The sequence below is a fragment of the Burkholderia sp. ABCPW 14 genome (assembly GCF_001523835.1).
In the GTDB taxonomy this organism is placed as follows: Bacteria; Pseudomonadota; Gammaproteobacteria; order Burkholderiales; family Burkholderiaceae; genus Burkholderia; species Burkholderia mayonis.
On sequence record NZ_LOVS01000153.1, the window covers coordinates 45,734 to 70,184 of the forward strand.

Annotated in this window: 22 protein-coding genes and 1 pseudogene; 16 read left to right on the forward strand and 7 right to left on the reverse strand. The window is 66.8% G+C overall.

All coding sequences use genetic code 11. From position 1 onward, the window contains the following. Positions 1-34: 34 nt before the first annotated feature. The 3 genes and pseudogenes from aceF (at position 35) to lpdA (ending at position 3,699) form a co-directional block, all read left to right on the forward strand. Positions 35-1,666, forward strand: a complete 1,632-nt coding sequence (gene aceF, locus WS62_RS25005) for a dihydrolipoyllysine-residue acetyltransferase (protein ID WP_066576614.1) — start codon at positions 35-37, stop codon at positions 1,664-1,666. A gap of 28 nt (positions 1,667-1,694) precedes the next feature. Beyond that, positions 1,695-1,823 (forward strand): annotated as a pseudogene (locus WS62_RS38905) (ion transporter); the annotation flags it as partial. Positions 1,824-1,941: 118 nt separating this feature from the next. Continuing rightward, complete coding sequence (gene lpdA, locus WS62_RS25010) at positions 1,942-3,699, forward strand: dihydrolipoyl dehydrogenase (protein WP_066576616.1); 1,758 nt, start codon at positions 1,942-1,944, stop codon at positions 3,697-3,699. 264 nt (positions 3,700-3,963) lie between these two features. Here the strand turns inward: lpdA and WS62_RS25015 are convergent, their stop codons facing one another. Beyond that, a complete protein-coding gene (locus WS62_RS25015) occupies positions 3,964-4,536 on the reverse strand; it encodes a phasin family protein (RefSeq protein ID WP_059473774.1) in 573 nt (190 codons plus the stop codon). A gap of 670 nt (positions 4,537-5,206) precedes the next feature. On the opposite strand from WS62_RS25015, the gene pbpG reads away from it, so the two are divergent. Continuing rightward, positions 5,207-6,328, forward strand: coding sequence for a D-alanyl-D-alanine endopeptidase (gene pbpG, locus WS62_RS25020; RefSeq protein ID WP_156441126.1), 1,122 nt, complete (start codon positions 5,207-5,209; stop codon positions 6,326-6,328). Positions 6,329-6,444: 116 nt separating this feature from the next. Here the strand turns inward: pbpG and WS62_RS25025 are convergent, their stop codons facing one another. Beyond that, on the reverse strand, positions 6,445-7,257 hold the full coding sequence (locus tag WS62_RS25025; RefSeq protein ID WP_066576625.1) for an IclR family transcriptional regulator: 813 nt from the start codon (positions 7,255-7,257) through the stop codon (positions 6,445-6,447). Positions 7,258-7,438: 181 nt separating this feature from the next. Between WS62_RS25025 and WS62_RS25030 the strand changes: the two genes are divergently transcribed. The 12 genes from WS62_RS25030 (at position 7,439) to iscX (ending at position 16,695) form a co-directional block, all read left to right on the forward strand. Then, on the forward strand, positions 7,439-8,161 hold the full coding sequence (locus WS62_RS25030; protein ID WP_066576627.1) for a (Fe-S)-binding protein: 723 nt from the start codon (positions 7,439-7,441) through the stop codon (positions 8,159-8,161). Between the two features lie 76 nt (positions 8,162-8,237). Next, positions 8,238-9,677 (forward strand): lactate utilization protein B, encoded by a 1,440-nt coding sequence (locus WS62_RS25035; protein WP_066576630.1) that lies wholly within the window; start codon positions 8,238-8,240, stop codon positions 9,675-9,677. A 195-nt stretch (positions 9,678-9,872) separates the two neighbouring features. Continuing rightward, positions 9,873-10,079, forward strand: coding sequence for a hypothetical protein (locus WS62_RS25040; protein ID WP_162499484.1), 207 nt, complete (start codon positions 9,873-9,875; stop codon positions 10,077-10,079). Positions 10,080-10,170: 91 nt separating this feature from the next. Continuing rightward, positions 10,171-10,650, forward strand: coding sequence for a low molecular weight protein-tyrosine-phosphatase (locus tag WS62_RS25045; RefSeq protein WP_066576633.1), 480 nt, complete (start codon positions 10,171-10,173; stop codon positions 10,648-10,650). A 101-nt stretch (positions 10,651-10,751) separates the two neighbouring features. Next, entirely contained in the window at positions 10,752-11,291 is a 540-nt protein-coding gene (gene iscR, locus WS62_RS25050; protein WP_010104996.1) for a Fe-S cluster assembly transcriptional regulator IscR, read from the forward strand. 68 nt (positions 11,292-11,359) lie between these two features. Continuing rightward, entirely contained in the window at positions 11,360-12,583 is a 1,224-nt protein-coding gene (locus tag WS62_RS25055; RefSeq protein WP_066576635.1) for an IscS subfamily cysteine desulfurase, read from the forward strand. Positions 12,584-12,648: 65 nt separating this feature from the next. Continuing rightward, positions 12,649-13,056: a Fe-S cluster assembly scaffold IscU gene (gene iscU, locus WS62_RS25060; protein ID WP_059473731.1), complete on the forward strand. Its 408-nt coding sequence runs from the start codon at positions 12,649-12,651 to the stop codon at positions 13,054-13,056. An 84-nt stretch (positions 13,057-13,140) separates the two neighbouring features. Then, on the forward strand, positions 13,141-13,464 hold the full coding sequence (gene iscA, locus WS62_RS25065; RefSeq protein ID WP_059473730.1) for an iron-sulfur cluster assembly protein IscA: 324 nt from the start codon (positions 13,141-13,143) through the stop codon (positions 13,462-13,464). A gap of 116 nt (positions 13,465-13,580) precedes the next feature. Further along, positions 13,581-14,108 (forward strand): Fe-S protein assembly co-chaperone HscB, encoded by a 528-nt coding sequence (gene hscB, locus WS62_RS25070; protein ID WP_066576637.1) that lies wholly within the window; start codon positions 13,581-13,583, stop codon positions 14,106-14,108. A gap of 56 nt (positions 14,109-14,164) precedes the next feature. Continuing rightward, positions 14,165-16,033 carry a Fe-S protein assembly chaperone HscA gene (gene hscA, locus WS62_RS25075; RefSeq protein WP_066576639.1) on the forward strand — a complete coding sequence of 623 codons (1,869 nt, stop codon included), beginning with the start codon at positions 14,165-14,167 and terminating at the stop codon, positions 16,031-16,033. A 92-nt stretch (positions 16,034-16,125) separates the two neighbouring features. Then, the gene (gene fdx, locus WS62_RS25080; protein WP_010104990.1) at positions 16,126-16,467 is read left to right on the forward strand and encodes an ISC system 2Fe-2S type ferredoxin; all 342 of its coding nucleotides are present in this window, start codon (positions 16,126-16,128) and stop codon (positions 16,465-16,467) included. Between the two features lie 18 nt (positions 16,468-16,485). After that, the gene (iscX, locus tag WS62_RS25085; protein ID WP_059473727.1) at positions 16,486-16,695 is read left to right on the forward strand and encodes a Fe-S cluster assembly protein IscX; all 210 of its coding nucleotides are present in this window, start codon (positions 16,486-16,488) and stop codon (positions 16,693-16,695) included. Between the two features lie 363 nt (positions 16,696-17,058). Here iscX and WS62_RS25095 read toward each other — a convergent pair whose 3' ends face one another. The 5 genes from WS62_RS25095 to WS62_RS25120 all read right to left on the reverse strand — a co-directional run bounded on the left by WS62_RS25095 (position 17,059) and on the right by WS62_RS25120 (position 24,134). Continuing rightward, complete coding sequence (locus WS62_RS25095; protein WP_066576641.1) at positions 17,059-17,778, reverse strand: glycine zipper 2TM domain-containing protein; 720 nt, start codon at positions 17,776-17,778, stop codon at positions 17,059-17,061. Between the two features lie 356 nt (positions 17,779-18,134). Then, positions 18,135-19,661 (reverse strand): lysine--tRNA ligase, encoded by a 1,527-nt coding sequence (lysS, locus tag WS62_RS25100; protein WP_066576643.1) that lies wholly within the window; start codon positions 19,659-19,661, stop codon positions 18,135-18,137. Positions 19,662-19,752: 91 nt separating this feature from the next. After that, positions 19,753-20,857 (reverse strand): peptide chain release factor 2 gene (gene prfB / locus WS62_RS25105; RefSeq protein WP_156441127.1). Its coding sequence is split into 2 segments (ribosomal slippage): positions 19,753-20,775 and positions 20,777-20,857, totalling 1,104 coding nucleotides; the frame shifts between segments, so codons are not numbered across the junction. 491 nt (positions 20,858-21,348) lie between these two features. Then, entirely contained in the window at positions 21,349-23,043 is a 1,695-nt protein-coding gene (gene recJ, locus WS62_RS25115; RefSeq protein ID WP_066576645.1) for a single-stranded-DNA-specific exonuclease RecJ, read from the reverse strand. Positions 23,044-23,057: 14 nt separating this feature from the next. Further along, the gene (locus tag WS62_RS25120; RefSeq protein ID WP_082721276.1) at positions 23,058-24,134 is read right to left on the reverse strand and encodes a regulator; all 1,077 of its coding nucleotides are present in this window, start codon (positions 24,132-24,134) and stop codon (positions 23,058-23,060) included. Positions 24,135-24,451: the final 317 nt, after the last annotated feature.

Consider the following 24,451-nt stretch of genomic DNA (forward strand, 5'->3'; position numbering starts at 1 on the left):
GAGGCGGGCGGCGCGGCTCAGGAGACACAAACAGATGAGTCAAGCGATCGAAGTCAAGGTGCCGGATATCGGCGATTACAAGGACGTGCCCGTCATCGAAGTGCTCGTGAAGCCGGGCGATGCGGTCGAGCCCGAGCAGTCGCTCGTCACGCTCGAGTCCGACAAGGCGACGATGGACGTGCCGAGCCCCGTCGGCGGCATGGTCAAGGAAGTGAAGGTCAAGGTGGGCGACGCCGTGTCGGAAGGTTCGCTGATCGTGCTGCTCGACGGCGCGCAAGCGGCGGCGAAGCCCGCGCAGGCGAACGGCGTCGCGGCGCCCGCCGCGCAGCCGGCGCCGGCCGCAGCCCCAGCGGCTGCCGCTGCGCCCGCGCCGGCGGGCGGCGGCACGGTCGACGTGAAAGTGCCGGACATCGGCGACTACAAGGGCGTGCCCGTCATCGAGATCGCCGTGAAGGTCGGCGATACGGTCGAGAAGGAGCAGTCGCTCGTCACGCTCGAATCGGACAAGGCGACGATGGACGTGCCGAGCCCGGCCGCGGGCGTCGTCAAGGACATCAAGGTGAAGGTCGGCGATGCGGTGTCGGAAGGCTCGCTCATCGTCGTGCTCGAATCGGCGGGCGGTGCCGCCGCGAGCGCGCCGCAGGCGGCCGCGCCCGCACCTGCTCAGGCCGCCCCCGCCGCACCGGCGCCCGCACCTGCCGCAGCGCCCGCACCGCAGGCGGCGCCCGCCGCGAGCGGCGAGTACCGCGCGAGCCATGCGTCGCCGTCGGTGCGCAAGTTCGCGCGCGAGCTCGGCGTCGACGTGTCGCGCGTGCCGGGCACGGGTCCGAAGGGCCGCATTACGAAGGAAGACGTCACCGCGTTCGTGAAGGGCGTGATGTCGGGCCAGCGCGCGGCGCCTGCCGCCGCGGCCGCGCTGGCGGGCGGCGGCGAGCTGAACCTGCTGCCGTGGCCGAAGGTCGACTTCACGAAGTTCGGCCCGGTCGACGCGAAGCCGCTGTCGCGGATCAAGAAGATCTCCGGCGCGAACCTGCATCGCAACTGGGTGATGATCCCGCACGTCACGAACAACGACGAAGCGGACATCACCGAGCTGGAAGCGCTGCGCGTGCAGCTGAACAAGGAACACGAGAAGGCGGGCGTGAAGTTCACGATGCTCGCGTTCGTGATCAAGGCGGTCGTGGCCGCGCTGAAGAAGTTCCCGACGTTCAACGCGAGCCTCGACGGCGACAACCTCGTCTTCAAGCAGTACTGCCACGTCGGTTTCGCCGCTGACACGCCGAACGGCCTCGTCGTGCCGGTGATCCGCGATGCGGACAAGAAGGGGCTCGTCGACATCGCGAAGGAAATGAGCGAGCTGTCGAAGGCGGCACGCGAAGGCAAGCTGAAGCCGGACCAGATGCAAGGCGGCTGCTTCTCGATCTCGTCGCTCGGCGGGATCGGCGGCACGAACTTCACGCCGATCATCAATGCACCGGAAGTGGCGATCCTCGGCCTGTCGCGAAGCGCGACGAAGCCCGTGTGGGACGGCAAGCAGTTCGTGCCGCGCCTCACGCTGCCGCTGTCGCTGTCGTACGACCATCGCGTGATCGACGGCGCCGAAGCGGCGCGGTTCAATGCGTATCTCGCCGCGCTTCTGGGCGATTTCCGGCGCGTGATTCTTTGATGAGCGTAGGGGCCTCGCGGGGGCGTGAATGCCATGTCGGTATTCATGCCTCGTCGTTGAACTTGTTTTCTTAGCGGTCTGCGCGCGTTGCCCCTCCCCGGGGCGGGGGTCACTTTTCTTTGTCTTGCCAAAGAAAAGTAACCAAAAGAAAGGCGCGTCCTTGGGCGGACGGCAAAGGTGGTTCTGCCCAGGGCGTCGTTCTCCAGTCAGGCCGTAGTTCAGTGGTGCGCGAGTTTCCCTCCCTCTTTCAGCAGCTAATCAAGAAGGGGACAGTAATGAGTCTCATCGAAGTCAAGGTGCCGGATATCGGCGATTTCACCGGCGTCGACGTCATCGAAGTCAACGTCCAGCCGGGCGACGTGATAGAAAAAGAGCAGACGCTCATCACGCTCGAATCGGACAAGGCATCTATGGAAGTGCCGAGCGATGTCGCCGGCACCGTCAAGGAAATCAAGATCAAGGCCGGCGACAAGATCTCGCAAGGCACCGTGATCGCGCTCGTCGAGGCATCGGCCGCAGCCGCCGAGCCCGCGAAGCCCGCCGAACCGGCGAAGCCCGCGGCCGCCGCGCCCGCAGCCGCGCCGGCGCCGGCACCGCAAGCCGGCAGCTTCGGCGGCACGGCCGACATCGAGTGCGACATGCTTGTGCTCGGCGCGGGCCCCGGCGGCTATTCGGCCGCGTTCCGCGCCGCCGATCTCGGCATGAAGACCGTGCTCGTCGAGCGCTATTCGACGCTCGGCGGCGTGTGCCTGAACGTCGGCTGCATTCCGTCGAAGGCGCTGCTGCATACGGCGCTCGTCGTCGAAGAGGCCGAAGCGCTTGCCGCGCACGGCATCTCGTTCGGCAAGCCCGAGATCGACCTCGACAAGCTGCGCGACTTCAAGTCCGGCGTCGTCAAGAAGCTGACGACGGGCCTCGCCGGCATGGCGAAGGCGCGCAAGGTCGAAGTGGTGACGGGCGTCGGTTCGTTCGTCGATCCGTACCACATGGAAGTGCAGGGCGACGGCGGCAAGAAGGTCGTCAGGTTCAAGCAGGCGATCATCGCGGCCGGCTCGCAGTCGGTGAACCTGCCGTTCCTGCCGGACGATCCGCGCATCGTCGATTCGACCGGCGCGCTCGAACTCCGCCAGCAGCCGAAGCGGATGCTCGTGATTGGCGGCGGCATCATCGGTCTCGAAATGGCGACCGTCTATTCGACGCTCGGCGCCGAGATCGACGTCGTCGAAATGCTCGATACCCTGATGAACGGCGCGGACCGCGATCTCGTCAAGGTCTGGGAGAAGTACAACGCGAAGCGCTTCGGCAACGTGATGCTGAAGACGAAGACGGTCGGCGCGGAGGCGAAGGAAGACGGCATCTACGTGAAGTTCGAGGGCGAGAAGGCGCCGGCGGAAGCGCAGCGTTACGACCTCGTGCTCGTCGCGGTGGGCCGAAGCCCGAACGGCAGGAAGATCGGCGCCGACAAGGCGGGCGTCGCCGTCACCGATCGCGGCTTCATCGAAGTCGACAAGCAGATGCGCACCAACGTCCCGCACATCTTCGCGATCGGCGACGTCGTCGGCCAGCCGATGCTCGCGCACAAGGCGGTGCACGAAGGTCACGTCGCGGCGGAAGCGGCGCACGGCGAGAAGGCGTACTTCGACGCGCTGCAGATTCCGTCGGTCGCGTACACCGATCCGGAAGTCGCGTGGGCGGGCAAGACCGAGGATCAGTGCAAGGCCGAAGGCATCAAGTACGGCAAGGCCGTGTTCCCGTGGGCGGCGTCGGGCCGCGCGATCGCGAACGGCCGCGACGAGGGCTTCACGAAGCTGCTCTTCGACGAGGAGACGCATCGCGTGATCGGTGGCGGCATCGTCGGCCTGAACGCGGGCGACCTCATCAGCGAAGTGTGTCTCGCGGTCGAGATGGGCGCGGACGCGGAGGACATCGGCAAGACGATCCATCCGCACCCGACGCTCGGCGAATCGATCGGCATGGCGGCCGAGCTGTACGAAGGTGTCTGCACGGACCTGCCGCCGCAGCGCAAGAAGTAGGCAACCCGGCCGACAGGCAACGGCCACGCGAAAAAACGGCGTCTCCCGAAAAGGGGAGGCGCCGTTTTATTTTGCGGAGAGCGGACGGAACGCCGGGGGCTTGCGGGCGATCGACAGATCGAAAGCCAGACTGCGGTGCCGCTGCGTTTGCTCGGCCCTTTGCTCCGCTGGGCGCCCGTTCGATTCGTCGAAAAGCGTCGCCCAAGAAAAAAGCCGCGCGAATGCGCGGCTTTCCCCAAACGAGCAGACGGTGACGCCCGGCGCTTATGCGGGCTTGTTGCCGCTGCGGCGCGACGCGGCGGCCGCGGTGTTCGCCGCCTTCGTGGCGACGGCGGCTGCGGCGTTGAAGTTCGTTTCGGCGATTTCGACCGCTTGCTTCGCGGCCTTCTGCACCGTTTCGTACGTCGTGTTCGCGGCGTTGATCGCCGACTTCAGCGCGGCGACGGCGGTTTCCGAGCCGGCCGGCGCATTCTTCGCGACGTTGTCGACGAGGGCTTGCACCTTGCGGTTCTGTTCCTCGTATTGCGCTTCGGCGACCTTCGCGAACTCGGCTTGCGTTGCCGATGCGATTTCGTACACGTGACGGCCGTACGCCAGCACCTTCTCGGCGATCGGCTGCGTGAGGCTGGCTTGCAGCGCGAGGAGTTCCTGCGCGTCCTTCACGGACAGCGCGCGCTGCACGTTTTCCTGACTTTCAGCGAGCGTCGACTTCACCACTTGCAGATTCAGTTCGATCAGCTTTTCGACGCCTTCGAACGCCTTCGTCGTGAGGCCGAAGAGGCTTTCGATGTTGGTTTTCTGGGCAGCGGCGATTTGCTCGGGGGTCAGCAAGGACATGTTCATGCTCCTGAAGTTCGATCGAAGATCGTGAAGGAAAAGGGCACAACTTTGGGGAACAGATTCCTGAAACTGCTTTGTGCAACGCAACAATGTTTCCTATTTTAGGGCGTCAGATTTGAATGTCAAGTCTTTTTGGTGCATTGCACAATTCCGGCAATTTCTAGACAAAACAATGGGTTGCATTGTAGTCATGGGATCGGTTTCAGACAGTGCCCGTGCCGGTTCGGCGGCCTGCCGCATCGACGCAGGCGCACCATCGCGACGCGAGTAAACCGCGAGTAAACCGATTGGGCGCCGGAACGTTTAACATTCTGGCTTGTCGAAGCGCTCGCTGTTTTCGGCGTGGCGACAGGCGCGAATGCCCGTCGTCAGGCTTGATGGTGGGGCGTCCGGCCCGCTTCGCCCGCGGCATTCGTGGTTTCCCCTGCTTCAACTTGTCCGTCGCAGTGCCGATATTCTGATCAACCGGTGGGTGATTTGTGTGTCGCGCGCGTCGGGAGTCTCGTTTCCGTCATCGTATTTTTCGATGGGGTGGCGGGGCCGATTGGTCTGGTACGATCGATTCTTACATTTCGGTTTAACGAAGATCGGTAAGTGCCTAATATTGCTTATTTTTTCAGCTTTTACTACACTTGCGGAAACTTCCCGCCGTTATGTTCGGACCCCAATGAAAGCCCAATTGTTTGCACCGCTCAGGATGATGCAGAGCGTGGCGCTCAGCACCGCCGTTTCGGTCGCCGTCTCGCTGATGGTGGCCACGGCCGTCGTCGCGCCCGCGGACGCGTTCGCCGCCACTGCCAAGACCGCGCAGAGCGCGAAAGGCAAGAAGAGCGCGGCGAAGAAGTCGCTGCGCGCTGCATCGTCGAGCGCCGAGCCGCGCGCGAAAGGCGCACGCAAGCGCGTGACCTATGTGTCGAACGGCCGTCACCACAGCGGCGTGCGCCGGGTCGCGTTCCAGCCGCGTACGCCGTCGGTCGGGCAGGCGTTCGGCCTGCACGAGACGCCCGATTCGCTCGCGCTGCGCTCGAGCGTCGCGTACGTCGTCGACCAGAACACGTCCGAGCCGCTCTTCGACAAGAACTCGCATGCGGTCGTGCCGATCGCGTCGATCACGAAGCTGATGACGGCGATGGTCGTCATCGATTCGAAGACGCTGCTCACCGACCAGGTCGAAGTGACCGACGAGGATCGCGACTACGAGAAGGGCACGGGCTCGCGCCTGTCGGTCGGCTCGGTGCTGTCGCGCGAGGACATGCTGCACATCGCGCTGATGGCGTCGGAGAACCGCGCAGCGGCCGCGTTGTCGCGCTATTACCCGGGCGGCCGTCCGGCGTTCATCGCGGCGATGAACGCGAAGGCGAAGACGCTCGGCATGACCGACACGCATTTCGAGAACGCGACGGGCCTGTCGAGCCAGAACGTGTCGAGCGCGCGCGATCTCGTCATGATGGTGAACGCGGCGTACCAGTACCCGCTCATCCGCAAGTTCTCGACCGACCGCAGCTACGAGGTGAACACCGGCAAGCGGACGCTCGCGTACAACAGCACGAACGCGCTCGTGCGCAATCCGTCATGGGACATTGGCCTGCAGAAGACTGGCTTCATCAACGAAGCGGGCGAGTGCCTCGTGATGCAGACGACGATCCACGGCCGTCCGATCGTGATGGTGCTGCTCGATTCGTTCGGCAAGTATTCGCGCTTCGCCGATGCGTCGCGCGTGCGCAATTGGCTCGATAACGGCGGCGGCGAACGTCTGACGGCGGCGAACACGTCGACGGGCGGGACCTGATTGCAGGCGCGGCCGGTCGCCGCATTGCCCAACAAAAAGCCCCGCAAACGCGGGGCTTTTTGTTGGGCGCGCCGACTGAAGCGGGCGGTCGACGCAGGCTCGCGCGCGTCATGCGCCTACGCCTGCTTTTGCGCCGGCGCGTCCATTTCCTTCGTGGCCGCCGTGTGATAGCCGAGCGATTCGGAGATCGTGAGCGCCGTGCGGCTCAACTGGCCGAGCCACGCGTCCTGCAGCCGGTCGGCGGGCGCGGACAGCGACAGCCCCGCAACGAGCTTGCCGGAATCGTCGTAGATGCCGGCCGCGATGCAGCGCACGCCGAGCTCCAGCTCTTCGTTGTCGCGTGCGCACGCTTGCTGTCGCACGAGCGTGAGCTCGCGCTCGAGCTTCGGCAGATCGGTGATGCTGTTCTGCGTGTGGCCGGCGAGGCCCGTGCGCGTCGCGTACGCGCGCACCCGCGACGTCTCGTCGGCCGCGAGGAACAGCTTGCCGACCGACGTCAGGTGCAGCGGCGCGCGGCCGCCGATCGCGCGGACGACCTGCATCCCCGAGCGCTCCGAATACGCGCGTTCGATGTACACGATCTCGTCGCCCTGGCGCACCGACAGGTTCACGGTCTGGCCCGTCAGCCGGTGCAGCTCGCGCATCGGCATCAGCGCGGCGTCGCGCATCGACAGGCGCGCCTTCACGAGGTTGCCGAGCTCGAGGAGGCGCATGCCGAGCCGGTACGTGCCGGGGTCGGACCGGTCGACGAGACGGCAGGTCACCATGTCGTTCAGGATCCGGTGCGCGGTGGACGGGTGCAGTTCGGTGCGCTGCGCGAGTTCCTTCAGGCTGACCGGATCGCTATGCGCGGCGAGCGCATCGAGGAGCCGCATCATCCGTTCGATCACTTGGATCGATGTCTTGGAATCCGGGTTCGGGTTGCTCATCGTCAGAAATCGATTGCCGCATCAAATACCAATGCGGCGATTGTATCTCGTATAGTGAAAAAAGCGAACGGTGTTCGAGGAAGTCCTCGCTCGGGGCCGTGGCGGAGTCTCTTTGCGGCGCAGCGTTGGTCTCGCCGCGCAAACGGCGGATAATGAGCGCCGTTTTCTCGAAGGAGCGGCTATGCGAGTCGGTTTGTTCGTCACGTGTCTCGTCGACCTGATGCGGCCCGAAATCGGTTTTTCGGCGCTCAAGCTGCTGAAGCAGGCGGGCTGCGAGGTTGTCGTGCCGCCCGCGCAGACCTGCTGCGGCCAGCCCGCGTACAACTCGGGCGAACGCGCGCTCGCGCGCGATCTCGCCGAGAAGACGCTGCGCGAGTTCGAGCAGTTCGACTACGTCGTCGTGCCGTCGGGCTCGTGCGGCGGGATGATCCGCGTCCATTACGGCGATCTCTTTCGCGACGATCCCGAGCTGATGGCACGCTACGGGCGCCTGCGCACGAAGGTCTACGAGTTGACCGATTTCCTCGCCAACATCGCGCAGGTGAAGCTCGAGCCGGGCGAGTTCAAGGGGCCCGTCACGTACCACGATTCCTGCTCGGGCCTGCGCGAGCTCGGCGTGAAGGCGCAGCCGCGCGCGCTTCTCGCGCAGCGCGGCGTCGCCGTCGACGAGATGAAGGACTGCGAGCATTGCTGCGGCTTCGGCGGCACGTTCGCGGTGAAGTACGGCAACATCTCGACCGCGATCGTCGACGAGAAATGCGCGAACGTGCGCGCGACAGGCGCTCCGGCCGTCGTGCTCGGCGATCTCGGCTGCATGCTGAACATCGAAGGGCGCCTGCGCCGCACGGGCGATCGCGACACGCGCGTGCTGCACGTCGCGCAGGTGCTCGCGGGAGACGTCTGACGCCGCCGGCGATCCGCCGCGCCGTTGGCCGCACGATCGAGAACCGCGACGAGAACCACGAACCCCACGAGCCGCCATGCAAGTCCAATCGATGCATTTCAAGGCGCGCGCGGGCGAAAAGCTCGCCGATGCGCGCCTGCAGGAAAACCTCAAGAGGCTGTCGACGAAATTCGTATCGGGGCGCGCGGAAGCGCTCACGCAGATCGACTTCGTCGCGACGCGCGCCGAGCTGAAGGCGCGCCGCAATCGCGCGCTCGAGCAGCTCGACGTGTGGCTCGAGATGTTCGAGCGCGAGGCGGCGCGGCGCGGGACGACCGTGCTGTACGCGGAGACGACGGCCGACGCGGCGAAGCTCGTCGCGGAGATCGCGCGCCGGCACGACGTGAAGAAGGTCATCAAGACGAAGTCGATGGTGACCGAGGAGGCGAACCTCAACGCGGTGCTCGGCCAGCTCGGCGTGCAGTCGATCGAGACCGACCTCGGCGAATACATCCTGCAGATCAACGACAACGAGCCGCCGAGCCACATCATCGCGCCCGTGCTGCATCGGGACAAGGAGGAGGTCGCCGAGCTGTTCGCAAAGACGCACGGACGGCCCCGCCTGACCGAAATCCCGGAGATGGCCCGCGAGGCGCGCGAGGTGCTGCGCCCCCATTTCCTGTCGGCGGACATGGGCGTGACGGGCGGCAACTTCGTGATCGCGGAGACGGGCTCCGTCGTGCTCGTGACGAACGAGGGCAACGAAGGAATGTGCACGGTGCTGCCGCGCGTGCACGTCGCGGTGACGGGGATCGAGAAAGTTCTGCCGACGCTCGAGGATCTCGCGACCGCGATGCGTCTCTTGCCGCGCTCCGCGACCGGGCAGAAGACGTCGAACTACTTCTCGCTGCTGACGGGCTTGCGTGCCGACGGCGACGAGGACGGGCCCGAGCATTCCTACGTCGTGCTCGTCGACGGCGGCCGCAGCGGGCTCATCGGCGGCGAGTTCCAGGAGATGCTGCGCTGCATACGCTGCGGCGCGTGCATGAACCATTGCCCGGTGTACCAGAAGGTGGGCGGGCACACGTACGGCTGGGTGTATCCGGGGCCGATGGGCTCGGTGCTGACGCCGAGCTACGTCGGGCTCGACCAGGCGCTCGACCTGCCGCAGGCGGCGACGCTCTGCGGCGAGTGCGACAGCGTCTGTCCGGTCGGCATCCCGATTTCTGGCCTGCTGCGCAAGTTGCGCGAGAAGCAGGTCGAGCGGCACCTGCGGCCGTTGCATGAGCGGGCGGGGCTCGCAGCGTGGGGTTTCTTCGCGCGGCGACCGACGCTTTATGCGCTCGCGACGAAGCTCGCGGTCCGCGTGCTCGAGCGCGCAGGCGGCACGTCGGGCGGCGTGACAGGTGTGCTCAGGCGGTTCCCGTTCGCGCGCGGCTGGACCGATACGCGCGATATCCCGGCGCCCGCCGGCCGGACATTCCGCGAACTGTACGCGGCGTCGCGCACGCATCTCGACCAATCGTCGACGTCGTGATTTGACCGTGCGCAAGCGCGTCGCGCGCGGGCCGGGAACGCCGCGCGTCGCGACTGTTCATCGAGGGGCAACACTGCGTTCGCTATTCATGGATTTATCTCGATAGGTGCGATCTATAGAATCTCCACATGTCAGCATTGGGCGACGCCCAGTGCACCAGCCGAGAGAGGTCGCATCATGAGAAAGACAATATCGATGTACTGGCCGCTTGCGATCGTCGTGCCGCTCGCCGCCGCTTACCTGTACCTGTCCGAAGCCGCGCCGCAGCGCGGGCCCGCGGTCGCGCGCGATGCGTCGGCCGAACTCGCGCGCGCGGTGTCGTACGGGCTCGTCGACGATGCGTCGCAGGCGCTGCCGGCCGCGTCGCACGGCGTGCCGCTCGCCGGCGCGAAGGCGTTGTGAAGCCGGATCTGCCGCAAGCGGGAATCGGTGCGCCTTTGTATAATGGCGTGTTACCCATCCGAGCGGTTCGCCGCGATTTTCTGGCCGCGTGATGAAAAGCGTCGCGATCTGTTTCGTCTGCCTTGGCAACATCTGCCGCTCGCCTACCGCTGAAGGGGTGATGCGTCATCAGGTGGCGGCCGCGGGGCTCGACGGATCAATCTCGGTCGATTCGGCCGGCACCGGCGACTGGCACGTCGGCGACGCGCCCGACGCACGCGCGCAGCAGGCCGCGCGGGCGCGGGGCTACGACCTGTCGGCGCTGCGCGCGCGGCAGATCGGCCGGGCGGATTTCGAGCGCTTCGATCTCGTGCTCGCGATGGATTCCGCCAATTTCGCCGAATTGCACAAGCGTTGCCCGTCGCAATATCGGGGCAAGGTCCGGCTGCTGATGGAATATGCGAGCGATGCGTCGGCGCGCGAGATCGCCGATCCGTATTTCGGCGGCGCGCGCGGCTTCGAACAGGTGCTCGATCAGTGCGAGGACGCGTGCCGCGGCCTCCTCGAAAGCTTGCGTGAAACGGCGCGCTGAAGCGCCGCATACAACCCCTTTTAGAAGCAGGGATACTTGACTAAAACGGTCAAATATTTATACTTGACCAAAATCGTCAAGATTGCTGCCCATTCAATACCATGAGACTCACCACGAAAGGCCGTTTCGCCGTCACGGCGATGATCGACTTGGCGCTGCGCCAGGAGCAAGGCCCGGTGACGCTTGCAGGCATCAGCCAGCGCCAGCGGATTTCGCTCTCCTACCTCGAGCAATTGTTCGGCAAGCTGCGCCGGCACGAAATCGTCGAATCGGTCCGCGGGCCGGGCGGCGGCTACAACCTCGCGCGCCGCGCGCAGGACGTGACGGTCGCCGACATCATCATTGCGGTCGACGAGCCGCTCGATGCGACCCAATGCGGCGGCAAGGGTGCGTGCGAAGGCACGAAGCAGCCCGACGGCCACTGCATGACGCACGAGCTCTGGTCGACGCTGAACCAGAAAATGGTCGAATACCTCGATTCGGTGTCGCTGCAGGATCTCGTCGATCAGCAGCGCGCCCGCGAAGGGACGCCCGCCGTGCTGCGCGACAAGCGCAAGCCGGAGCCCGTCGCGGCGAGCGTCGAGCCGGTGCGCACGGTCCCGCTCGGCCCGAATTCGGTTTTCAACATCGCAAGCTCATGATTGCCGCGCACTGAACGCGGCCAGTACAACGAATAGTCCCCGCACTGAATGCATACCCGGAGCGATAGATGAACAACGATATCCCCCACCTGCCCATCTACATGGACTACAGCGCGACGACGCCCGTCGATCCGCGCGTCGTAGACAAGATGGTGCCGTATCTGCGCGAGCAGTTCGGCAACCCGGCGTCCCGCAGCCACGCGTACGGCTGGGATGCGGAGCGCGCGGTCGAAGAGGCGCGCGAGCAGGTGGCCGCACTCGTCAATGCCGACCCGCGCGAAATCATCTGGACGTCCGGCGCGACCGAATCCGACAACCTCGCGATCAAGGGCGCCGCGCACTTCTACCAAGGCAAGGGCAAGCACATCGTCACGGTGAAGACCGAGCACAAGGCGGTGCTCGACACCTGCCGCGAGCTCGAGCGCGAAGGCTTCGAAGTGACCTACCTCGACGTGAAGGACGATGGCCTCGTCGACCTCGACGTGTTCAAGGCCGCGCTGCGCCCGGACACGATCCTCGTGTCGGTGATGCACGTGAACAACGAGATCGGCGTGATCCAGGACATCGCGACGATCGGCGAAATCTGCCGCGAGAAGGGCATCATATTCCACGTTGACGGTGCGCAGGCGACGGGCAAGGTCGAGATCGATCTCGCGAAGCTGAAGGTCGACCTGATGTCGTTCTCCGCGCACAAGACCTACGGCCCGAAGGGCATCGGCGCACTCTACGTGCGCCGCAAGCCGCGCGTGCGCATCGAGGCGCAGATGCACGGCGGCGGCCACGAGCGCGGCATGCGCTCGGGCACGCTGCCGACGCACCAGATCGTCGGCATGGGCGAAGCGTTCCGCATCGCGCGCGAAGAGATGGCGACCGAGAACGAGCGCATCCGGATGCTGCGCGACAAGCTGCTGCGCGGCCTGTCGGAAATCGAGGAAACCTACGTGAACGGCGACCTCGAGCACCGCATCCCGCACAACCTGAACATCAGCTTCAATTTCGTCGAAGGCGAGTCGCTGATCATGGCGATCAAGGACGTCGCGGTGTCGTCGGGCTCCGCGTGCACGTCGGCGTCGCTCGAGCCGTCGTACGTGCTGCGTGCGCTCGGCCGCAACGACGAGCTCGCGCACAGCTCGATCCGCTTCACGGTCGGCCGCTTCACGACGGAACAGGAAGTCGACTACGTGATCAATCTGCTGAAGGGCAAGATCGCGAAGCTGCGCGACTTGTCGCCGCTTTGGGAAATGCACCAGGACGGCATCGATCTGTCGACGATCGAATGGGCGGCGCACTGAGCGCAGCGACTTTTTTCGCGGGCGCCCGAGCGCCGCGCAGACGAAACGAAGCAAGGAGTTGAATCATGTCTTACAGCAACAAGGTTCTGGATCACTACGAAAACCCGCGTAACGTCGGTTCGTTCTCGAAGGACGACGATGCGGTCGGCACTGGCATGGTCGGCGCACCCGCGTGCGGCGACGTGATGAAGCTGCAGATCCGCGTCGGCGAAAACGGCGTGATCGAGGATGCGAAGTTCAAGACCTACGGCTGCGGCTCGGCGATCGCGTCGAGCTCGCTCGTGACCGAATGGGTGAAGGGCAAGACGCTTGACGAAGCGCTCTCGATCAAGAACACGCAGATCGCCGAAGAGCTCGCGCTGCCGCCCGTGAAGATCCACTGCTCGATCCTCGCCGAGGACGCGATCAAGGCGGCCGTGGCCGACTACAAGAAGCGTCACGACGGCGCTGAAGACGGCAAGGTCGCCGCGTAAGCGGCGCCGCGGGTTCGACGGACGTCGATGGTTTTGGTTTAGACGCATGACGCACGGGGCTCGCTCCGTGCGACCAGGGACATTATGGCTATCACACTGACGGAAAAGGCTGCGCAACACGTGCAGAAGTATCTGACGCGGCGCGGCAAGGGGCTGGGCCTGCGGCTCGGCGTGCGCACGACCGGCTGCTCGGGCCTCGCGTACAAGCTCGAGTACGTCGACGACTTCGCCGTCGAGGATCAGGTGTTCGAAAGCCATGGCGTGAAGGTCTTCGTCGACCCGAAGAGCCTCGCGTACATCGACGGCACCGAGCTCGACTTCGCGCGCGAGGGATTGAACGAGGGATTCAGGTTCAACAACCCGAACGTGAAGGACGAGTGCGGCTGCGGCGAATCGTTCCGCGTGTGACGGCTGATCCGCGTGAGGCGGGCAAGGGGCGGCGCGGGCCGCCTTTTTAATGGGCGGCATATCGGTCCACGTCGTGCCGCAGTCGACAACGAGTTGAGCGCTACAGCTACTACGCGATGGTTTCGCTGAAAGACAGCCACTTCGATCTCTTTCACCTGCCGGTGCAATTCGCGCTCGACGAGCATGCGCTCAACGTCGCGTACCGCACCGTGCAGTCGCAGGTGCACCCGGATCGCTTCGCCGCGGCGGGCGACGCGCAAAAGCGCATCGCGATGCAATGGGCGACGCGCGCGAACGAGGCGTATCAGACGCTGCGCGATCCGCTCAAGCGGGCGACGTACTTGCTGACGCTGCGCGGCGTCGACGTCGGCGCCGAGAACAATACGGCGATGGAGCCGGCGTTCCTGATGCAGCAGATGGAGTGGCGCGAGCGCATCGAGGATGCGGCGGCCGCGAAGAACGTCGGCGAGCTCGACGCGCTTCTCGCCGAATTGCGCGACGAGCGGCGCGCGCGCCTCGCGAAGCTGGGCGCGCTGCTCGACAGCGGCGCGGACCAGGGTGCGGCGGAAGCCGTGCGACAGCTGATGTTCGTCGAGCGCGTGTCGACCGAGATCGGCGCTCAGATCGAGCGCCTCGAACACTAACCGCGCGCGTGACGCACGCGATGCAAGCGGGGCTTCGGCCCTCATCGAACACACAGATGGCTTTACTGCAAATTTCCGAACCCGGCATGGCGCCCGCGCCGCATCAGCGGCGCCTCGCCGTCGGCATCGACCTCGGCACGACGAATTCGCTCGTCGCCGCGGTGCGCAACAGCATCCCGGAAGCGCTGCCCGACGACGCGGGCCGCGTGCTGCTGCCGTCCGTCGTCCGCTACCTCGAGAAGGGCGGCCGGCGGATCGGTCACACCGCGAAGGACGAGGCGGCGCTCGATCCGCGCAACACGATCGTGTCGGTCAAGCGCTTCATGGGGCGCGGCAAGACGGAAGTCGAAGGCGCGGCGAACGCGCCGTACGAGTTCATCGATGCGCCCGGCATGGTGCAGATCCGCACGGTCGACGGCGTGAAGAGCCCGGTCGAGGTGTCGGCGGAGATTCTCGCGACGCTGCGCAAGCGCGCCGAGGACACGCTCGGCGACGAGCTCGTCGGCGCGGTGATCACGGTGCCCGCGTACTTCGACGATGCGCAGCGCCAGGCGACGAAGGACGCCGCGCGGCTCGCGGGCCTGAACGTGCTGCGCCTGCTGAACGAGCCGACCGCGGCCGCGATCGCGTACGGGCTCGACAACGGCTCGGAAGGCCTCTACGCGGTCTATGACCTCGGCGGCGGCACGTTCGACCTGTCGATCCTGAAGCTCACGAAGGGCGTGTTCGAAGTGCTCGCGGCGGGCGGCGATTCCGCGCTCGGCGGCGACGATTTCGATCACGCGCTGTTTGCGTACGTGCTCGCGCAGGCCGGCATCGACGTGGAGCAGCTCGCGCCCGAAGACGTGCGCCTGCTGCTCGATCGCGTGCGCAACGCGAAGGAAGCGCTGTCTGCAGCGCAAGAGGCGCACCTCGACGTGAAGCTGTCGACGGGCACGAAGCTCGTGCAGACGGTCACGCGCGATGCATTCGCCGCGCTCGTCGAGCCGCTCGTGCAGCGCACGCTGGCGCCGACCCGCAAGGCGCTGCGCGACGCGCAGGTGACGCCCGCCGACATCAAGGGCGTCGTGCTCGTCGGCGGCGCGACGCGCATGCCGGTGATCCGCGACGCGGTCGCGACATTCTTCCGCCAGCCGCCGCTCGTCAATCTCGATCCGGATCAGGTGGTCGCGCTCGGCGCGGCGATCCAGGCGGATCTGCTCGCCGGCAACCGCAGCGGCGGCGACGACTGGCTGCTGCTCGACGTGATCCCGCTGTCGCTCGGCGTCGAGACGATGGGCGGCCTCGTCGAGAAGATCATCCCGCGCAATTCGACGATCCCCGCCGCGCGCGCGCAGGAATTCACGACGTTCAAGGACGGCCAGACCGCAATGGCGATTCACGTCGTGCAGGGCGAGCGCGAGCTCGTGTCCGACTGTCGCTCGCTCGCGCGCTTCGAGCTGCGCGGCATTCCGCCGATGGCGGCGGGCGCCGCGCGGATTCGCGTGACCTATCAGGTCGACGCGGACGGTCTCCTGTCGGTGTTCGCGCGTGAGCAGCACTCGGGCGTCGAGGCGTCGGTCGTCGTGAAGCCGTCGTACGGCCTCGGCGATGACGACATCGCGCGGATGCTCGAGGACAGCTTCAAGACGGCCGAGGTCGACATGCGCGCGCGCGCGCTGCGCGAGGCGCAGGTCGAGGCGCAGCGCCTCGTCGAGGCGACGGAGGTGGCGCTCGCCGCCGACGGCGATCTGCTCGACGCGAACGAGCGCACGGCGGTCGACGGCCTCGTCTCGTCGCTGCGCGCGCTCGCGACGAGCGGCGACACGAACGCAATCGATGCGGCGACGAAGGCGCTTGCCGAGGGCACCGACGACTTCGCGGCGCGCCGGATGGACAAGAGCATCAAGCGGGCGCTTGCCGGCCGCAAGCTCGACGAGATCTGAAAACGAACTGCGCCGCGCGGCCGAACGGCCGCCGGCGCGGCGATGGACGGCGCGGCCGGACGCCGCGCACTGGCTGAACGAACGGAACGAACATGCCTCAACTCGTAGTACTGCCGCACGTCGAATTGTGCCCGGACGGCGCGGTGATCGACGCCGTGCCCGGCAAGAGCATCTGCGACAACCTGCTCGACAACGGCGTCGAGATCGAGCACGCGTGCGAGAAGTCGTGCGCGTGCACGACGTGCCACGTGATCATTCGCGAGGGCTTCAACGACCTGGAGCCGTCCGAGGAAGACGAGGACGACCTGCTCGACAAGGCATGGGGCCTCGAGCCGACGTCGCGCCTGTCGTGCCAGGCGATCGTGAAGGAAGACGTGGATCTGGTGGTCGAGATTCCGAAGTACTCGATCAACCACGCGAAAGAAAATCACTGACGGCGAGGAGGTTCGACGATGAAATGGACCGATTCCCGCGAGATCGCGATCGCGCTCGCGGACAAGCATCCGGACGTCGATCCGCAGCGGATCAATTTTGTCGATCTGCGCCAGTGGGTGCTGGCGCTGGATGGTTTCGACGATGATCCGAAGCATTCGGGCGAGAAGATCCTCGAGGCGATCCAGGCGCACTGGATCGACGAATCGGACTTCGATGACGAAGACTGATGGACCGGGCCCGCGCCGATCGGTGTCGATTGGTGTCGATCGATTGGCGCGGCCGCTTGGCGGAGCGACGTGGCGCAGTCGCGCGCCGTGCACGGATGGCGGGTGTTCGATAGCCGCGCGTGGGATCGGTGTGCGCCGCAATCGGCGGTGTCGCCGCAATCGGTCGATTGACAGCGCAACGGCGCGGTGAACCGGATCGCGCCGGCGTTGCAACGGCGCGGCTGCGGTGAAGTCTGCGGCGATCGCGTCAAGAAAAACGGCTCGTGAAGCGATCACGAGCCGTTTTTTCATGGGCCGGCCGATATTGTCGGGGCGGCCGATCCGCGGGCGAGCGGCGCGCGGCCGCCACGCCGCGCGTTCGCGTCACGCGCCGACGAGCGAACCGTTCTCGACGCGCACGCGCTGGCCTTGGCCGAACGGCGGCGGGCTGTGATACGTGAACGTACGCGTCGAGCCGTCCTGCATCTGTACCTGGACTTGATAGTCGGTTTCGCTGCGAACCTGCTTTTCGACCGCATTGCCGGCGAGGCCGCCGCCCAACGCGCCGATGATCGTCATCGCGGTGCGGCCGTTGCCGTGACCGAACTGGTTGCCGACGAGACCGCCCGCGGCTGCACCGCCGACCGCGCCGATCCCCGAGCTCGTGCCCGCCGTTCGCACCGGCACGATCGCCGCGACGGTGCCGCAGGTCGCGCAGTACGTCGATTGCTGCTGCTGTTGCGGATACGGCTGCTGCGCATATTGCGGCGGCTGCGGCGCGGTCGACGCGCGGTGATGATGAACCGGGCGCGGCGCGGGCTTCGGCGCCGCTTGTGCGACCGCCTGACGTTCCGCGGCCTGCTGCTGCGCGGCTTGCGCGGCGAGCGCGGCGCTCGCGGCGGCGGCCGTGTCGACGGCCGGCTGCGACGCGATCAGTGCGGCCTGCGTCTGCGGGTTCTGCGCATCGATGCTGCTCGCCTTCGGGAACAGGCCCGTGACGGCGGCCGTCGCGGCGAGGCTCGCGATGATGACGGCGCCTGCGGCCGTCGCGACGAGCGGATGGATGCGCTGACGTTGCTGTGTGGTGGTGTTCTGGTTGTCCATTTTCGACTCTCCTGTGTCGATCGGAGTGAGTGCATTGGCAGTTACTCCGATCCCATGCAAAGCGTGCCGCACACGGTCGTGCGTTATTTTCTGGATCTAAGTGTCGATCAAACGCCGTGGGCACGGCGTTTCAAGTTGTAACGATTCGCTGCGGAAACTTGCGTGTCAAACACTGTCAAATGCCCGCTCGCGCAAGCGGCGCAAAGGAAGCGAAGAGAAGGGGACGGAAGAGGGGGGCGGCGCGGCGGCCGGGATTTACGGGCGGTTACAAAGCAGGCGGGCTTGCCGCTGTTCGCCGCCGTTTTCCGCCCCGGGGAAGCGGGCGAAAAACGGGTGGAAGACGCCTCGCGCGGGGCTCAGTCTTCGCGGCGCAGGTGCGGGAACAGCAGCACGTCGCGGATCGTCGGGCTGTCGGTGAGCAGCATCACGAGACGGTCGATGCCGATCCCGCAGCCGCCTGTCGGAGGCATCCCGTATTCGAGCGCACGGATGTAGTCGGCGTCGAAGAACATCGCTTCCTCGTCGCCCGCGTCCTTCTGCTCGACCTGCTTCTTGAAGCGCGCAGCCTGGTCTTCGGGGTCGTTCAGCTCCGAGAAGCCGTTCGCGATTTCGCGGCCGGTGATGAAGAGCTCGAAGCGCTCGGTGATGCCCGGCACCGTGTCCGATTCGCGTGCGAGCGGCGACACTTCGATCGGGTAGTCGATGATGAAGGTCGGCTCCCACAGCTGCGATTCCGCGGTTTCCTCGAAGAGCGCGAGCTGCAGCGCGCCGATGCCTGCGTTCAGGAACGCCGGCTGAGTAACGTCGACGCCGAGGCGCTTCAGTTCGCTGCGCAGGTAAGCGTCGTCCGACAACTGGCCGTGCGTGTAGTTCGGCGCGAACTTCTGGATCGCCTGCGTGATCGTGAGCCGATGGAACGGCTTCGCGAGATCGAGCTCGCGGCCCTGGTACTGGATCGTCGCGGTGCCGAGCGCGTCGACGGCCGCCTGACGGATCAGTTGCTCGGTGAAGTCCATCAGCCAGCGGTAGTCGGTATACGCGGCGTAGAACTCCATCATCGTGAATTCCGGGTTGTGGCGCGGCGACACGCCCTCGTTGCGGAAATTCCGGTTGATCTCGAACACGCGCTCGAAGCCGCCGACGATGAGGCGCTTCAGGTACAGCTCGGGCGCGATGCGCAGGAACATCTGCATGTCGAGCGCGTTGTGATGCGTGACGAACGGCTTCGCCGCCGCGCCGCCCGGGATCGGGTGCAGCATCGGCGTCTCGACTTCCATGAAGTCGGCGTCGCCCATGAACTTGCGGATCGACGCGATCGCCTTCGTGCGCGCGCGGAACGTCGAGCGCGTCTCCGGCGTGACGATCAGGTCGACGTAGCGCTGGCGATAGCGCGTCTCCTGATCCGCGAGGCCGTGGAATTTGTCGGGCAGCGGGCGCAGTGCCTTCGACAGCAGCCGCAGCTCCGTGCACTTCACCGACAGCTCGCCCTTGTTCGTGCGGAACAGCACGCCGCGCGCGGCGACGATGTCGCCCAGGTCCCACTTCTTGAACGCGTCGTAGGTCTCGGCGCCGACGTCGGCCGGCGTCACGAAGAACTGGATCTGGCCCGAGCCGTCCTGCACCGTCGCGAAGCTCGCCTTGCCCATCACGCGCTTGAGCATCATCCGGCCGGCGATCGCGACTTCGAGGTGCTTCGCTTCGAGCGCTTCCTTGTCGGTGTCCGCGTATTCGTTCTGCAGATCGGCCGCATGGTGGGTCGGCTGGAAGTCGTTCGGATAGGCGATGCCTTGGTCGCGCAGCGCGCGCAGCTTGTCGCGGCGTTCGGCGACGATCTGGTTTTCGTCCGCTGCGACAGCGGCCTGCGGTTGGGTCGGTTCGGTCATGATGGTCGGGTTCGATGGTAATGCGGCAGCGGGGCGCGGCGCCGACGCGGCCGGCGCGCGGGCCGGCCGGGCCGCGCCCGCGCGGGGGCGCTTACACGCCCTGTTTGAGGCTCGCGCCGATGAAGTCGTCGAGGTCGCCGTCGAGGACGGCCTTTGTGTTGCTCATTTCGACGTTCGTGCGCAGATCCTTCACGCGGCTCTGGTCGAGCACGTACGAGCGGATCTGGTGGCCCCAGCCCACGTCGGTCTTGCTCGATTCGAGCTTGTCCTGCTCGGCCTGGCGCTTGCGCAGCTCGGCTTCGTACAGACGCGATTTCAGCATCGCCATCGCTTCCGCACGGTTGCGGTGCTGCGAGCGGTCGTTCTGGCACTGGACGACGATGCCCGTCGGCATGTGCGTGATCCGCACCGCCGAGTCGGTCTTGTTGATGTGCTGGCCGCCCGCGCCCGATGCACGGTACGTGTCGATGCGCAGATCGGCCGGGTTGACCTCGACTTCGATCGAATCGTCGATTTCCGGATAGACGAACACCGACGAGAACGACGTGTGACGGCCGCCCGACGAATCGAACGGCGACTTGCGCACGAGGCGGTGGATGCCGGTTTCGGTGCGCAGATAGCCGTATGCATATTCGCCCGAAACCTTGATCGTCGCGTTCTTGATGCCGGCGACGTCGCCGTCGGATTCCTCGAGCACTTCCGCCTTGAAGCCCTTGCGTTCGCAGTAGCGCAGGTACTGGCGCAGCAGCATCGACGCCCAGTCGCACGCCTCGGTGCCGCCGGCGCCGGCCTGGATGTCGATGAAGCAGTTGTTCGGATCGGCCGGGTTCGAGAACATCCGGCGGAATTCGATGTCGGCGACGCGCGCCTCGAGCTTCGCCGCGTCCTCTTCGGTCGCGACGAGCGTGTCTTCGTCGTCTTCCTCGTGGGCGAGGTCGAACAGGTCCTGCGCGTCGCGCAGGTCGTCATCGAGCGCCGTGAGCGTCATGACGACGCCTTCGAGCGACTTCTTCTCGCGGCCGAGCGCCTGGGCGTTCTTCGAGTCGTTCCAGACGTTCGGGTCTTCGAGTTGCTTGTTGACTTCGGCTAGACGTGCAGACTTGACGTCGTAGTCAAAGATACCCCCGTAGCTCGCCCGCGCGCCGGCGCAGGTCCGCGAGGGAGCTTTCGATCGCGTTCAGACGTTCCGCTTCCATGATCTTGTTCGCTTTTGACGCTTCGTGAAAAGGGGAAATTATAGCCGATCGACGGCCTCGGCCGGTACGGCGCGGGCGGCGGTGCGCGGCGCGGCGCAGCTCGCGGGGGGCGCCGATTCGGTGCGCGGCGGGGCGGGCGGCGATCGGCGGGATGGGATTCGAGGTCGCGCGTTGGCGGTGCGGCTGTGTTCGGATCGCGTGAGCCGTGCGGGCGGGATGGACCGCGTGGATTCGATTCGTCGGAAATCCGTGACGAATCGGGCGCGCGGACGGCTGGCGCGAGCGGCTAGAGCGTGCGGGGCGCGAACGGAAGCGAACCGGGTGGCGCTTTTATCGCACGGCGCGTTTGCATTCGATGCGAAGCCTCGCGCGGTGCCGCTCCGCGCCGCACTCGCGCTCCGCGCGTCATCGCGCCGGTCTCCACCCGGCCGATCACGCGCATCGGCGCACGTCCGCGCGCTTCATCGCGGGCGGGCGATCGGCGGCGCGCCCTACGCCGCGTGCTCGACGATCAACTGCACGCGCGTCATGCCGTTCCACGTGTCGCTCGCGAGCCGGAACGCGAGCGTCGCGCGCGCGGGCAGCGGCTCGGCGTGGTTGAACCAGATCGCGTTGAAGCGCTGGCGGCCGCGCATCAACTGCAGTTTCAGGTGCTTGTCCTTCACGAGCGCCTGCGACGCCACGTCGAATTCGCCCGAGAAGAGCGGCGCCGGAAAGCCCTGGCCCCAGACGGCCGAATCGAGCAGCTCGACGACCTGCGGCGTGAAATACGCGTCCTCGAGATCGCCGTCTGTCTCGATCACGCGCGCGAGCACATCGTCGGACAGCCGTTCGCGCGCGACCGCCTCGAACGCGGCGGCGAAGCGCGGCACGTTCTCGGTGTCGAGCGTGACGCCCGCCGCCATCGCGTGGCCGCCGAACGTGACGATCAGATCGGGTTCGCGTTTCGAGATCAGGTCGATCGCGTCGCGCAGATGGAAGCCGGGGATCGAGCGGCCCGAACCCTTCACGCGCGCGCCGCTGTCGTCCGCGTGCGCGAACGTGAACGCCGGCCGGTGAAAGCGCTCCTTCAGCCGCCCCGCGACGATGCCGATCACGCCCTGGTGCCATTTGGGGTTGAAGAGCGTGATCGTCGCCGCTTCGGCCGGGTCGACCGACGCGAGATCGGCGAGCGCCTGCTGCTGCATGCCCGCCTCGATCTCGCGCCGCTCGCGGTTCATCGCGTCGAGCTGCTGGGCGAGCTCCCACGCGCGGCCGACGTCGTCGGTCGTCAGGCATTCGATTCCGAGCGACATGTCGGACAGGCGGCCTGCCGCGTTCAGGCGCGGGCCGAGGCCGAAGCCCAGATCGAAGCCGGATGCGCTGCGCGCTTCGCGCGCCGCCGCGCGAAAGAGCGCCGCGATGCCGGGCTGCATCCGGCCGTTGCGGATCCGCTGCAGGCCCTGCGCGACGAGCACGCGGTTGTTGCCGTCGAGGCGCACGACGTCGGCGACCGTGCCGAGCGCGACAAGGTCGAGGAGGCCGTCGAGCCGCGGCTCGGGACGCGCGTCGCCGAATGCGCCGCGCGCGCGCAGTTCGGCGCGCAGCGCGAGCAGCACGTAGAACATCACGCCGACGCCCGCGATGTGCTTGCTCGGAAACGCGCAGCCCGGCTGGTTCGGATTGACGATCGCGCGCGCGGCGGGCAGCGTGTCGCCGGGCAGGTGATGATCGGTGACGAGCACGTCGATGCCGCGGGCATTCGCGGCCGCGACGCCGTCGACGCTCGCGATCCCGTTGTCGACGGTGATCAGCAGATCGGGCTTGCGCGCGGCGGCGAGCTCGACGATCTCGGGCGTCAAGCCATAGCCGTACTCGAAGCGGTTCGGCACCAGGTAGTCGATCTTCGCGCCGAACATGCTCAGGCCGCGCACGGCGACCGCGCATGCGGTCGCGCCGTCGCAGTCGTAGTCGGCGACGACGAGCATCTTGCGGCCGGCCTCGAGCGCGTCCGCGAGCAGCGCGGCGGCGTCCGCGCAGCCTTTGAGCTGCGCGGGCGGCACGAGGCGCGACAGCGCGGTTTCGACGTCGGCGGGCGACGTGATCCCGCGCGCCGCATAGAGGCGGGCGAGCACGGGATGCAGTCCGTGGCGGGCGAGCGCATCGAGCGCGGCGGGGGCGGCTGAGCGGGTGACGATGTGGGCCATGCGAAGCGGTTGCGTTATTCGAACAGGGAGGCGAGCGTGCGGCGGCGCCAGAATTTGCGCAGATCGCCGCGCGTCGCGGCGAGCGTCGCAGTGCTCGTATCGCCGCAGAGCGTGAGCGCGAGCTCGCCGACGCGGCCTTGCGCGAGCGCGTCGAGCGCGGGTGCGAACCAGTCGCGCTCGAGCGCGGCGAGCGCGTCGTGCCAGCGCGCCCAGTCCTGCTCGATGAACGGCGCCGTCAGCGCGTCGAGCTCGATCAGCGTCGTGTCGCTCGATTGCGCCGCGGCGCCGGCGGCGAGCGCATCGAATGCGGCGGGCGGCTCGCCGGCGGCCGACCCCGCCGCAAGCGCGAGCCCGCGTGCGCCGGGCGAGCGCGACAGCACGCGCGCGAACGGGCTCGTCACCGGCTTCATCGCGCCTTGCGCGTGGAACCAGATCGAATTGACGGCGGGGTAGCCGCGCGCTTCGCGCGCCTCGTTGACGGGGTGCTGGAACCACGCCATCTGCACTTCGTTCTGCAGTTTCATCCAGGCGCGCGAGCGCTCGCCCGTCTGCGTCTCGTGCGGCAGCCAGATCTCGATGTTGCGTCCGCTCGCGCGCAGCGGCGCGGCACCCGCGAGTCCGGCGAGCTGCGGGCTCGACAGATACCAGCGCGATGCCCGCGGCGCCTGCAGCTTCACGCCGAGCTCCTCGATCAGCGGGCGCGCCGTGTCGAGCAGCGCGGCGGCTTCGTCGTCGCCGATCTCGAGCGACGCGGGATCGATCAGCACGAGGTGATCGGTCGCGATCCGCACGTGCACGGGCTCGACGCACGCCCATGTGTCGTCGCCCGGCGTGCCGCCGTCGGCGATGAGCATGTACGGCGCGAGCGGCGCGTCGTCGGCGTCGGCGGGAATCGCGCCGAACTGGCGCGCGAGCCAGCGTTCGTTTGGCAGCGTGCGCTGGAAATCTTCGCCGACCGTGCGCTCGACGAGGCGCGCGCGAGCGAGAAGCTTGTCGAGCGCGGGGCTGTCGAGCGTGTGGAGGGAAGACGCGGCGTCGGCGACCGACGGCAGCGCGAAAGGCACGAGGAAGTGAAGACGTTGGGCACGCATGATGGTGCGCATTGTAGGCCAAACGGCAAGGCCGGTCGCCGATGTCGCGCCGCGCGCCGCGTGCGCGGCGCGCGTGACTCCGTTGGTAAAATTGAGGATCGGCGCAGCGCACGCGTCGCTTGCCGGCGCACGCTGCCCGCGGCGAAGGCGCACCCGCGAGTATCGGTCGACGCCGCGTCGATCGCGCCTGGCGTGGCGGATTCGACCGAATCCGCCGCGTCGCCGCCGGCCGCCCCGATCCGGAGCGTTTTCAGGGTCGATTAAGCATTGTATGGCACACTGCGCGCGTGACCGGGCAGGCCCGGTTCCTGCGCGCG